The following is a 12,959-nucleotide window of genomic DNA, read 5'->3' on the forward strand; positions in this document are numbered from 1 at the left end:
AGACCATCGAGAGGCGTGCGGCCCAAACCGCGGGCAGATGGCACGCAGGAAGCCCGGACTAATAAGATGGCATTGAAATCCCCCGCGTTTCGTAGAAAATTTCCGTTGCTGGTAACCGGCAGTCTGCTGGCCTTGCAACCTTTCGCCACCTCATTCGTGGTCGCCGCGGAACAGTATGACTGCTCAGTCTCTGCTTCGGGTGCCTGGGATTGCGCGCCGAAGACCGCCGCCGCCCCATTGCCACCGCGCCCGGTGCATGACGGTGCTGCCGTCAGCTCGGCCAACAGCACGCCGCAAGGCAAAGCTGGCGGCAGCGTCGACGCCGAACCCAAGACCATGCTGGTCACCGAAGCCAAGGGCCGTGGCCTGCGTTCGCGCAGTGCCGACTACAGCCACCTTGACTGGGTACCTCGCGACAAGCTGACCGCAGCACAGCTGGCCGAAACCGGCCCTTACTGCGGCGGCGCCTACATCGAGCCGACTCGTCCTGGCATGAACGACAAGACGAACAAGAGCGATGCGCCGACCTTCATCGGCGCCAAGGCTTCTCGTTACGAGCAGGAGCAGCAGGTCGCTACCCTGGCCGGTGACGTGGTCATGCGCCAGGGCAGCATGCAGCTGGAATCGGACGAAGCCAGCCTGTACCAGGCGGAGAACCGTGGCGAACTGAATGGCAAGGTGCGCCTGCGCGACAACGGCGCCCTGATCGTGGGCGACCATGCCCAGGTCCAGCTCGACACCGGTGCCGCCCAGATCGACAACGCCGAATACGTGATGCACAAGTCACGCATCCGCGGTAACGCGCTGTACGCCAAGCGTGCAGAAAACGCGATCATCCGTCTCAAGGACGGTACGTACACCACCTGCGAGCCGGACAGCAACGCCTGGCAGCTCAAGGGCAACAACATCACGTTGAACCCGGCCACCGGTTTCGGTACGGCGACCAACGCGACGTTGCGGGTCAAGAACATCCCGATCCTGTACACCCCGTACATCTACTTCCCGATCGATGACCGTCGTCAATCCGGCTTCCTGCCGCCGAGCTTCAGCACCGGCAGCGAGACTGGCTTTACATTGGTAACGCCGTACTACTTCAACCTGGCACCGAACTACGATGCCACGTTGTACCCGCAGTACATGACCAAGCGCGGCTTGTTGATGGAGGGCGAATTCCGCTATCTGACCAAGTCGAGTGAAGGGCAGTTTGGTGGGGCGTATCTCAACGACGATAACGATGAGCGCAAGAACCAGACCGATTACGAAAAGACCCGCTATATGCTCAATTGGCAGCATAAAGGTGGGTTGGATTCACGTCTGACGTCACAGGTGGATTACACCCGGATCAGCGATCCTTACTACTTCCAGGATTTGAAGTCGTATGAGGAAGGGGTTGAGAGCCAGGACTTCCTGAATCAGCAAGGTTCCCTGACGTACCGGGGCGACTCATATCAGGCTCGCCTGAATCTCCAGGCATACCAGTTAGCGACGATTTCTCAGATCACACCGTATGATCGGTTGCCGCAGCTCACTCTCAACGGTCAATTGCCATTCCATCCGGGTGGCTTGAACTTTAGTTATGAGACTGAAGCCGTCCGCTTTGATCGTGACTTGGAAAATGGCACCTTTACCGACGAGAACGGTGCAGTGACACCTCGTTTGGATACCAATGTCAGAGGGCTCACCCGCGCAAACGGCACTCGTTTAAACCTTGCGCCAGCGGTTGAATACCCGATGAACTGGACTTACGGTTTTATTACGCCGAAGCTCAAGTACGTCTATACAAAGTATGACTTGGACCTTGATACGATCGGTAAAAACTCACTGGCTGCCGGAGATAAATTCAAAAGCTCCCAAGACCGTGCGGTACCTATCGCCAGCGTAGACAGCGGCCTGTACTTCGACCGCAAAACCAATTGGTTCGGCAAAGACTTTAACCAGACCCTCGAACCGCGGGCGTACTACCTCTACGTACCGAACAAAGACCAGAGTGATATTCCGGTCTTCGATACCAGCGAATACTCGTTCAGCTACTCCTCGCTGTTCCGCGACAACCGCTTCAGCGGCTCCGACCGGATCGGTGACGAGAACAAACTATCCCTGGGCGTAACCAGCCGTTGGATCGAAGAAAACGGCTTTGAACGCCAACGTGTTTCCGTCGGCCAAGCGCTGTACTTCAAGGATCGCGAGGTTCAACTGCCGGGTGTACTGGCCGCTGATCGTGACGACGCTCGCACAGACGTCTCGCCTATCGCTCTGGAATATGAGTTCCGCTTCAACCGCGACTGGCGCGCCACGGCTGACTACAACTGGGACACTGAGAGCCATGCCCCACGTTCCGGCAGCGCAATGTTCCACTACCAGCCGGAAGACAACCCGAACAAGGTCGTCAACCTCGGTTATCGCTATCGCAACGACCAAGTGGTCTACAACCAGTTGACCGGTAAATGGCAGTTCGGTGGCGACTACGGCCAACCAGGCGATCCGAACTTCGTGAAGGATTACTACAAAATCCAGCAACACGACTTCTCGATGATGTGGCCGATCATTCCGCAGTGGAATTTGATCACCCGCTGGCAGTATGACTATGCCCGCAACCGTACCCTGGAAGCCTTCGGTGGTTTCGAGTACGACAACTGCTGCTGGAAACTGCGCGTCATCAACCGTTACTGGGTTTCCAACGACGAATATACCCAGATCGCCCCCCTTAACGAAAAGGGTGACCACGGGCTCTTCTTCCAGATCGTCCTCAAAGGACTCGGCGGCCTGACCGGCGCCAAGGTAGAGAGCTTCCTCGACAAAGGCATTGAAGGTTATCGTGAACGTGAAGACAAAGCTTTCTGAGTGTTTGCGCCCGCTAGTGCTGGGCGCGCTGTTCCTGGGTACTGTTTCGGCACACGCCGCAGTTCAACAGCTGGATAAAGTAGCGGCCATCGTCGACAACGACGTGATCATGCAGAGCCAGCTGGACCAGCGGGTCAAGGAAGTTCAGCAGACCATCGCCAAACGTGGCGGTGGGGTGCCACCGACCAGCGTCCTGGAATCTCAGGTACTGGAACGCCTGATCGTCGAAAACCTGCAACTGCAGATTGGCGAACGTTCCGGCATCCGTATTTCGGACGAAGAACTGAACCAGGCTGTTGGCACCATTGCTCAACGCAACAACATGAGCATTGATCAGTTCCGCGCCGCCCTGGCCCACGATGGCCTGTCCTATGAGGACGCCCGTGACCAGATCAAGCGCGAAATGATCATCAGCCGTGTGCGCCAGCGCCGTGTGGCCGAACGGGTTCAGGTGTCCGAGCAGGAAGTGAAGAACTTCCTGGCTTCGGACCTGGGCAAGATGCAGCTCTCCGAAGAGTTGCACTTGGCCAATATCCTGATTCCAACCCCGGACGGAGCCAACTCGGAGCAGCTCAATGCCGCTGCCGCTAAAACCCAGGCGATCTACGAGCGCCTGAAAGCGGGTGCAGATTTTGCCCAGATGGCCATTGCTCAGTCCGGCAGCGATAACGCCCTCGAAGGCGGTGACATGGGCTGGCGTAAAGCCGCTCAATTGCCACCTCCGTTTGATCGCGAATTGAGCGCCATGGAAGTCGGCGGCATTACCCAGCCAGCCCGCACCCCGGGTGGTTTTATCATCCTCAAGCTGCTGGAACGTCGCGGCGGCGAAACCTCGTTGAAAGACGAAGTTCATGTTCGTCACATCCTGGTCAAACCGAGCGAAATCCGCACCGAAGCACAAACCAAGGAACTGGCCCAGAAGATCTATGACCGCATTGAAAGCGGTGAAGACTTCGCCACCCTGGCTAAAAGCTTCTCGGAAGACCCAGGCTCTGCCCTTAACGGCGGCGACCTGAACTGGATCGACCCGAGGGCACTGGTGCCCGAGTTCCAGCAGGTCATGGCCGACACGCCACAAGGTGTATTGTCCAAGCCGTTCAAGACCCAATACGGTTGGCATGTCCTGGAAGTCCTTGGCCGTCGCGCCACTGACAACACCACCCAGGCGCGCGAGCAGCAAGCCCTGACCGTGCTGCGTAACCGCAAATACGACGAAGAGCTGCAAACCTGGCTGCGTCAGATCCGTGACGAAGCTTATGTAGAGAACAAGCTGCCAGGCGCCGAGCAAACAGGCACCGACCAGGCAACCCAGTGAAACCCCAGTGTTTCGCGGTGACACCCGGCGAGCCGGCCGGCATTGGTCCAGACCTGTGCCTGCTGCTCGCCTCGCAACCCCAGCCACACCCCCTGATTGCCATTACCAGCCGCGACCTGCTCCTCGAGCGGGCCGCGCAGCTGGGTGTGGCCGTCAACCTGCTGGACGTGGGGCCAGGCAACTGGCCCGACCTGCCGGCCCCCGCAGGCAGTCTGTATGTGTGGGACACCCCGCTGCAAGCCAAAGTGGTTGCCGGGCAGTTGAATACGGCCAACGCGGCATTTGTGCTGGAGACGTTGACCCGTGCGGGCCAAGGCTGCATCGACGGCGACTTCGCCGGCATGATCACCGCACCGGTGCACAAAGGCGTGATCAACGAATCCGGCATCGCCTTTTCCGGCCATACCGAATTCCTAGCGGAACTGACCCATACCGCTCAAGTGGTGATGATGCTCGCCACCCGTGGCCTGCGTGTGGCGCTGGTGACCACCCACTTGCCGCTGCGTGAAATCGCCGATGCCATCACTGCCGAGCGTGTGGAGCGTGTCACGCGCATCCTGCATAGCGACCTGCAACACAAATTCGGCATTGCCCAACCGCGCATCCTGGTCTGCGGGCTCAACCCCCACGCCGGTGAAGGCGGCCACTTGGGCCATGAAGAAATCGACATCATTGAACCAACACTAGAGCGCCTGCGCCAAGAAGGCATGGACCTACGCGGCCCATTGCCTGCAGACACTCTGTTCACCCCCAAATATCTGGAGCACTGCGATGCAGTGCTGGCGATGTACCACGACCAGGGGCTGCCCGTGCTGAAATACAAAGGCTTCGGCGCCGCAGTCAACGTGACACTGGGCCTGCCGATCATCCGCACCTCCGTCGACCATGGCACCGCCCTGGACCTCGCAGGCAGCGGCAAGATCGATACCGGCAGCCTGCACGTGGCCCTGGAAACCGCCTATCAGATGGCCGAGACCCGTATATGACTGAGCATTACCAACACCGGGCGCGCAAGCGTTTCGGGCAGAACTTCCTGCACGACGCAGGTGTAATCGATCGCATCCTGCGCTCAATCCACGCCAAGCCAGAAGACCGCCTGCTGGAAATCGGCCCGGGCCAGGGCGCGCTGACCCAGGGCCTGCTGGCCAGCGGCGGGCAACTGGACGTCGTGGAACTGGACAAGGACCTGATCCCGATCCTCAACCAGCAGTTCGCCGGCAAAGCCAACTTCAACCTGCACCAGGGCGACGCGCTGAAGTTCGACTTCAACAGCCTTGGCGCTGCGCCCAACAGCCTGCGGGTGGTGGGTAACCTGCCGTACAACATTTCCACGCCGCTGATTTTCCACCTGCTGAACAACGCCGGGATCATCCGCGACATGCACTTCATGCTGCAAAAGGAAGTGGTGGAGCGCCTGGCCGCAGGCCCTGGCGGTGGTGATTGGGGTCGTTTGTCGATCATGGTCCAGTATCACTGCCGCGTGGAGCACCTGTTCAACGTCGGTCCGGGCGCGTTCAACCCGCCGCCGAAGGTCGATTCGGCCATCGTACGCCTTGTACCGCATGCCGTGCTGCCGCACCCGGCCAAGGACCACAAACTGCTGGAACGAGTGGTGCGGGAAGCGTTCAACCAGCGCCGCAAGACCTTGCGTAACACCCTCAAGGCCCTGCTGAGCAATGCCGAGATCGAAGCTGCCGGCGTTGATGGAAGCCTGCGCCCCGAGCAACTGGACCTGGCCGCGTTCGTACGCCTGGCCGACCAACTTGCCATCCAGCCTGCATCCGTAGTGGAATAGGCCGTAAGAACTCGATGCAATCCAATGTGGGAGCGGGCTTGCTCGCGAATGCGCAGTATCAGTCACCAAATGTGTAACTGATGCACCGCCTTCGCGGGCAAGCCCGCTCCCACATTTGCTCCGCGTTATACCGATAACGCTTGCCGGCTGCCCGACACATGTCTGGCCTAGCGCCCTCCTCTTGGCCTAGACTGACCCGCATCTGCTGTCCTTCGCTTTTAAGGCCTCTTGCATGTCCGACCCTCGCTATCAGATAGACGTCAGCGTCGTCACCCGCTTCCTGGCGGACCAATCGCAACCCGAACATAACCGCTTCGCCTTTGCCTACACCATTACGGTGAAGAACAACGGGCTGGTGCCGGCCAAGCTGCTGTCGCGCCACTGGGTCATCACCGATGGCGACGGCCAGGTCGAGGAAGTGCGCGGGGCAGGCGTTGTCGGCCAGCAACCGTTGATCGACAGCGGCGCCAGCCACACTTATAGCAGCGGCACGGTGATGACCTCCAAGGTCGGCACCATGCAAGGCTCGTATCAAATGAAGGCCACCGACGGCCAACTGTTCGACGCAATCATCAAGCCCTTCCGCCTGGCCGTGCCAGGAGCCCTGCACTGATGGCGACGTACGCTGTCGGCGACCTGCAAGGCTGCCTGGACCCTCTCAAGCGCCTGCTGGATCGCGTAGCCTTCGACCCCGCAAATGATCGCTTGTGGTTGGTGGGCGACCTGGTCAACCGCGGCCCCCAGTCCCTGGAAACCCTGCGCTACCTCTATAGCCTGCGTGATTCTTTGGTATGCGTGCTGGGTAACCATGACCTGCACTTGCTTGCGGCCGGCAACAACATCGAGCGCCTCAAAAAAGGCGACACCCTGCGGGAAATTCTCGAAGCCCCGGACCGCGCTCAACTGCTCGACTGGCTGCGCCGGCAAAAACTCATGCACTATGACGAGGACCGCAACATGGCCTTGGTGCATGCCGGTATCCCGCCGCAGTGGACGCTGAAAAAAGCTCTCAAGTGCGCCGCCGAAGTTGAAAGTGCATTGGCCGATGACAACCTGTACACCGCTTACCTCGACGGCATGTATGGCAACGACCCGGTGAAGTGGGACAACGAGCTCACCGGCGTCGCCCGCCTGCGAGTGATCACCAACTATTTCACACGCATGCGCTTCTGCACGGCCGAAGGCAAACTGGACCTCAAGAGCAAGGAAGGTGCCGACAGCGCCCTCCCCGGCTATAAGCCCTGGTTCGCCTACAAGGAACGCAAGACCCGTGACACGAAGATCATCTTTGGTCATTGGGCCGCGCTGGAAGGCAAGTGCGATGAGCCCGGCGTGTTCGCCCTCGACACCGGTTGCGTGTGGGGCGGCGCCATGACCCTGATGAACATCGACACGGGCGAGCGCCTCGACTGCCAGTGCGAATCCCGCCTTTCCATTACCCAGCCGGCCGCCATCAAGCCATAGGAGCCCGCCATGACCGAATTCAAACGTATCTCCCCCGAACAAGCCCAGGCCCTGCGCGAGCAAGGTGCTGCAGTCGTCGACATCCGCGACCAGCCTACTTACGCCGCCGCCCACATCAGCGGCGCGCAGCATCTGGACAACGTCAACATCGCCGACTTCATACGCGCCGCCGACCTCGATGCGCCGTTGATCGTCGCCTGCTACCACGGCAATTCCAGCCAGAGCGCAGCCGCGTACTTGACCAGCCAGGGTTTCTCCGACGTCTATAGCCTGGACGGCGGGTTTGAGCTGTGGCGTACGACCTATCCTGCGGAAATTTCTTCAGGCGATTCGCAATAATTTTTTTCACACCCCGCTACCCCGCGTGACGCTTGGGCTTGCGCCGTTTCTGACGAACGGCGCAGCCAAACTAATTGCGCATCGCGCCTTGACCTCCCGGATTCCGAACTATCCTTAAGCGCAGGCCATCCGAATCAGGGGAGAGCCGGTACACCGGCGTACGGGTCATCGGTAACGTTTCAGGGTGTTCTGGGGGGAAAACAGCCATTGGCGTGCGTCAATGACTGCCAGCATCGACTGATTGATCCGGCGTCGGCTCCACGTATCGAGCGAGGTGACGACGTCATGAGTATCTTTAGCCACTTCCAACAACGCTTCGCGTCCACACAGCAGGAAGAACTCACGCTTCAGGAGTATCTCGAGCTGTGCAAGCAGGACCGCAGCACCTACGCCTCTGCCGCCGAACGCCTGCTACTGGCGATTGGCGAGCCAGAACTGGTGGAAACCGCCAATAATTCGCGCCTGTCGCGGATATTTTCCAACAAGGTGATCCGCCGCTATCCGGCCTTTGAAGACTTCCATGGGATGGAAGAATGCATCGACCAGATCGTTTCCTACTTCCGCCATGCCGCCCAAGGCCTGGAAGAGAAGAAGCAGATCCTCTATCTGCTGGGCCCGGTCGGCGGCGGCAAGTCGTCCCTGGCGGAAAAGCTCAAGCAATTGATCGAGAAGGTGCCCTTCTATGCGATCAAGGGCTCGCCCGTCTTCGAGTCCCCCTTGGGCCTGTTCAACGCCACGGAAGATGGCGCGATCCTCGAGGAAGACTTCGGTATCCCGCGGCGCTACCTCAACACCATCATGTCGCCCTGGGCCACCAAGCGCCTGGCCGAGTTCGGCGGTGATATCAGCCAGTTCCGCGTGGTGAAACTCTACCCGTCGATCCTCAACCAGATCGGCGTAGCCAAGACCGAACCAGGCGATGAAAACAACCAGGATATTTCTGCGCTGGTGGGCAAAGTCGATATCCGCAAGCTGGAAGAATTCCCGCAGAACGACGCCGATGCCTACAGCTATTCGGGCGCACTGTGCCGGGCCAACCAGGGCCTGATGGAATTCGTGGAGATGTTCAAGGCACCGATCAAGGTGCTGCACCCACTGCTCACCGCTACCCAGGAAGGTAACTACAACAGTACCGAAGGCCTTGGGGCGATTCCGTTTACCGGGATCCTGCTGGCTCACTCCAACGAATCGGAATGGCATACCTTCCGCAACAACAAGAACAACGAAGCCTTCATCGACCGGATCTATATCGTCAAGGTGCCGTACTGCCTGCGGGTCAGCGACGAAATCAAGATCTACGACAAACTGCTGTTCAACAGCTCCCTGGCCAAGGCCCATTGCGCTCCGGACACTCTGAAGATGCTTGCCCAGTTCACCGTGCTGTCGCGCCTCAAGGAGCCGGAGAACTCGAACATCTACTCAAAAATGCGGGTGTATGACGGCGAGAACCTCAAGGACACCGATCCCAAGGCCAAGTCGATCCAGGAATACCGTGACACGGCGGGTGTAGACGAAGGCATGAACGGTCTGTCGACGCGCTTTGCGTTCAAGATCCTGTCCAAGGTTTTCAACTTCGACCCCCACGAGATTGCCGCCAACCCGGTGCACCTGCTCTACGTGCTGGAACAGCAGATTGAACAAGAGCAGTTCCAGGCCGAAACCCGTGAGCGCTACCTGCGCTTCCTCAAGGAGTACCTGGCGCCGCGCTACATCGAGTTCATCGGCAAGGAAATCCAGACCGCCTATCTGGAGTCCTACAGCGAATACGGCCAGAACATCTTCGACCGCTACGTGCTGTACGCAGATTTCTGGATCCAGGATCAGGAATACCGCGACCCGGAAACCGGCGAAATCCTCAATCGCGTGGCCCTCAACGAAGAGCTGGAAAAAATCGAGAAACCCGCCGGCATCAGCAATCCGAAGGATTTCCGCAACGAAATCGTCAACTTCGTACTGCGCGCCCGTGCCAACAACAACGGCAAGAACCCCACTTGGCTCAGCTACGAGAAGCTGCGGGTGGTCATCGAGAAGAAAATGTTTTCCAACACCGAGGACCTGCTGCCCGTCATCAGCTTCAACGCCAAGGCCAGCAAGGAGGATCAGCAAAAACACAACGACTTCGTCACACGCATGGTCGAGCGAGGCTACACCGACAAACAGGTACGACTGCTCTCCGAGTGGTACCTGCGGGTTCGCAAATCGCAGTAAGGCAGCGGCAAGCGCGCACTGCCAGGCATCCGGCCTGGCAGTTGACCGCTTGTCTCTAAGCTTCCAGCCCGCGGCTTGAAGCTTGTAACGTGAAGCTGCCCGGAGGGCTCCCCATGAGCTATGTGATCGACCGACGCCTCAATGGCAAGAACAAGAGCACGGTTAACCGCCAGCGTTTCCTGCGGCGTTACCGTGACCACATCAAAAAGGCGGTAGAAGAGGCCGTCAGCCGCCGCTCCATCACCGATATGGAGCATGGCGAACAAATCAGCATTCCCGGACGGGACATCGACGAACCGGTGCTTCACCATGGCCGCGGCGGCAAACAGACCGTGGTGCACCCCGGCAACAAGGAATTCACCACCGGCGAACATATCCAGCGCCCACAAGGCGGTGGCGGCGGCAAAGGCCCGGGCAAAGCCGGCAACTCTGGCGAAGGCATGGATGAATTCGTATTCCAGATCACTCAGGAAGAATTCCTTGAATTCATGTTCGAAGACCTCGAACTGCCCAACCTGGTCAAACGCAACCTGACCGGCACCGATACCTTCAAGACCGTACGTGCAGGGATCAGCAACGAGGGCAACCCGTCGCGCATCAACATCATCCGCACCCTGCGTTCAGCCCACGCACGGCGTATCGCCCTGTCCGGCAGCAGCCGCGCCAAACTCAAGCAGGCCAAGGAAGAGTTGGCACGCTTGAAGCGCGAAGAACCGGACAACTTCGGCGATATCCAGGAAATCGAGGCGGAAATCGAAAAACTCAGCGCGCGCATCCACCGCGTGCCGTTCCTCGATACCTTTGACTTGAAATACAACCTGCTGGTCAAGCAACCCAACCCCAGCTCCAAGGCTGTGATGTTCTGCCTGATGGACGTTTCCGGCTCCATGACCCAGGCCACCAAGGACATCGCCAAGCGCTTCTTTATCTTGCTGTACCTGTTCCTGAAACGGAACTACGACAAGATTGACGTAGTGTTCATCCGCCATCACACCAGCGCGCGAGAGGTGGACGAAGAGGAGTTTTTCTACTCGCGGGAAACTGGCGGCACCATTGTTTCCAGCGCACTGAAGCTGATGCAGGAGATCATGGCCGAGCGCTACCCCGCCAACGAGTGGAACATCTACGCCGCCCAAGCCTCTGACGGCGACAACTGGAACGACGACTCGCCGATCTGCCGGGACATTTTGATCAACCAGATCATGCCGTTCGTGCAGTACTACACTTACGTCGAAATCACCCCCCGTGAGCACCAGGCCCTGTGGTTCGAATACGAGCGCATCGGCGAAGCCTTTGCCGACACGTTCGCTCAGCAGCAACTGGTCTCGGCCGGCGATATCTACCCGGTCTTCCGTGAACTCTTCCAGCGCAGGTTAGTGACATGACCGCCAAAAAAGAGAACAAGCGCCAACCCATTTCCACTGGCTCCGAGTGGACCTTCGAACTGATCCAGGCCTATGACCGGGAAATCAGCCGTATCGCGGCGGGTTATGCCCTGGACACCTACCCCAACCAGATAGAAGTCATCACCGCTGAACAGATGATGGATGCCTATGCCTCGGTGGGCATGCCCCTGGGCTATCACCATTGGTCCTACGGGAAACACTTCCTCAGTACCGAGAAGTCCTACACACGCGGCCAGATGGGCCTGGCCTACGAGATCGTGATCAACTCCGACCCGTGCATCGCGTACCTGATGGAAGAAAACACCATCTGCATGCAGGCGCTGGTAGTGGCCCATGCCTGCTATGGGCATAACAGTTTCTTCAAGGGCAACTACCTGTTTCGCACCTGGACCGATGCCAGTTCGATCATTGATTACCTGGTGTTCGCCAAGCAATACATCATGCAGTGCGAGGAGCGCCACGGTATCGATGCGGTGGAAGACCTGTTGGACTCCTGCCATGCGCTGATGAATTATGGGGTCGATCGCTATAAGCGTCCCTATCCTATTTCCGCCGAAGAGGAACGCCTGCGCCAGAAGGAGCGCGAGGAGCACCTGCAGAAACAGATCAACGACCTGTGGCGCACCATCCCCAAGCGCGCCGACAAGAACAGCGACAAAGACAATGCACGCTTCCCCGCCGAACCTCAGGAAAACATCCTGTATTTCCTGGAAAAACACGCACCGCTGCTGGAGCCCTGGCAGCGTGAAATCGTGCGGATCGTACGCAAGATCGCGCAATATTTTTATCCACAGCGCCAAACCCAAGTAATGAACGAAGGCTGGGCAACCTTCTGGCATTACACCCTGATGAACGACCTGTACGACGAGGGCCTGGTCACTGACGGCTTCATGATGGAATTCCTCACGTCCCATACCAGCGTGGTCTTCCAGCCAGGCTTCGACAGCCCGTATTACAACGGCATCAACCCCTATGCACTGGGTTTTGCCATGTACCGCGATATCCGCCGCATGTGCGAGCACCCCACCGAGGAAGACCGCCGCTGGTTCCCGGAAATCGCCGGCAGCGACTGGCTCTCGACCATCAAGTTCGCCATGAGCAGCTTCAAGGATGAGAGTTTCATCCTGCAGTACCTGTCGCCCCAGGTGATCCGCGACCTCAAGCTGTTCAGTATCCTGGACGACGACCTCAAGGACGACCTGGTCGTACCTGCCATCCACGACGAACCCGGCTACCGCATCATTCGCGAAACCCTGGCCGCGCAATACAACCTCGGTAACCGCGAACCTAACGTGCAGATCTACAGCATCGATGTGCGTGGCGACCGTTCGCTGACCTTGCGTCACCAGCAGCACGACCGCAAACCCTTGGGCGAATCCACTGAGGAAGTGCTCAAGCATCTGCATCGGCTCTGGGGCTTTGATATTCATCTGGAAACCCTGCAGGGCGACCAAGTGATGAAAACCCATCATGTACCACCGCGCAGCGATCATAACGACAACGACTATGGCCGCCTGGACATGGCCGTCGTGCATCTCTGAAACAGCAAAGCCTCCATTGGCCAGGCTCAGGCGTTATCCTGTGCCGCTAA

At 58.8% G+C, this 12,959-nt stretch carries 10 protein-coding genes; all 10 read left to right on the forward strand.

The window, feature by feature from the left end; all coding sequences use genetic code 11:
• Positions 1-66: 66 nt before the first annotated feature.
• The 10 genes from AC07S6_RS15925 (at position 67) to AC07S6_RS15970 (ending at position 12,909) form a co-directional block, all read left to right on the forward strand.
• Entirely contained in the window at positions 67-2,841 is a 2,775-nt protein-coding gene (locus AC07S6_RS15925; protein ID WP_034128820.1) for an LPS-assembly protein LptD, read from the forward strand.
• Positions 2,822-4,156: a peptidylprolyl isomerase gene (locus AC07S6_RS15930; protein ID WP_136624693.1), complete on the forward strand. Its 1,335-nt coding sequence runs from the start codon at positions 2,822-2,824 to the stop codon at positions 4,154-4,156. The genes AC07S6_RS15925 and AC07S6_RS15930 overlap by 20 nt, the downstream gene beginning before the upstream one ends.
• Positions 4,153-5,142: a 4-hydroxythreonine-4-phosphate dehydrogenase PdxA gene (pdxA, locus tag AC07S6_RS15935; RefSeq protein ID WP_054920698.1), complete on the forward strand. Its 990-nt coding sequence runs from the start codon at positions 4,153-4,155 to the stop codon at positions 5,140-5,142. The genes AC07S6_RS15930 and pdxA overlap by 4 nt, the downstream gene beginning before the upstream one ends.
• Complete coding sequence (rsmA, locus tag AC07S6_RS15940; protein ID WP_034128823.1) at positions 5,139-5,951, forward strand: 16S rRNA (adenine(1518)-N(6)/adenine(1519)-N(6))-dimethyltransferase RsmA; 813 nt, start codon at positions 5,139-5,141, stop codon at positions 5,949-5,951. The genes pdxA and rsmA overlap by 4 nt, the downstream gene beginning before the upstream one ends.
• A gap of 232 nt (positions 5,952-6,183) precedes the next feature.
• On the forward strand, positions 6,184-6,564 hold the full coding sequence (gene apaG / locus AC07S6_RS15945) for a Co2+/Mg2+ efflux facilitator ApaG/CorD (protein WP_003194726.1): 381 nt from the start codon (positions 6,184-6,186) through the stop codon (positions 6,562-6,564).
• Positions 6,564-7,415, forward strand: a complete 852-nt coding sequence (locus tag AC07S6_RS15950) for a symmetrical bis(5'-nucleosyl)-tetraphosphatase (protein WP_495112612.1) — start codon at positions 6,564-6,566, stop codon at positions 7,413-7,415. The genes apaG and AC07S6_RS15950 overlap by 1 nt, the downstream gene beginning before the upstream one ends.
• Positions 7,416-7,424: 9 nt before the next feature.
• The gene (gene glpE / locus AC07S6_RS15955) at positions 7,425-7,754 is read left to right on the forward strand and encodes a thiosulfate sulfurtransferase GlpE (RefSeq protein ID WP_495112613.1); all 330 of its coding nucleotides are present in this window, start codon (positions 7,425-7,427) and stop codon (positions 7,752-7,754) included.
• 285 nt (positions 7,755-8,039) lie between these two features.
• The gene (locus tag AC07S6_RS15960) at positions 8,040-9,962 is read left to right on the forward strand and encodes a PrkA family serine protein kinase (protein WP_003194732.1); all 1,923 of its coding nucleotides are present in this window, start codon (positions 8,040-8,042) and stop codon (positions 9,960-9,962) included.
• Positions 9,963-10,075: 113 nt separating this feature from the next.
• Positions 10,076-11,347, forward strand: coding sequence for a YeaH/YhbH family protein (locus AC07S6_RS15965; protein WP_003194735.1), 1,272 nt, complete (start codon positions 10,076-10,078; stop codon positions 11,345-11,347).
• The gene (locus AC07S6_RS15970; RefSeq protein ID WP_003194736.1) at positions 11,344-12,909 is read left to right on the forward strand and encodes a SpoVR family protein; all 1,566 of its coding nucleotides are present in this window, start codon (positions 11,344-11,346) and stop codon (positions 12,907-12,909) included. Before AC07S6_RS15965 ends, AC07S6_RS15970 begins: the two co-directional genes overlap by 4 nt.
• The last annotated feature ends 50 nt before the right edge of the window (positions 12,910-12,959 follow it).

The organism is Pseudomonas sp. GW821-FHT07B01, assembly GCF_059419065.1.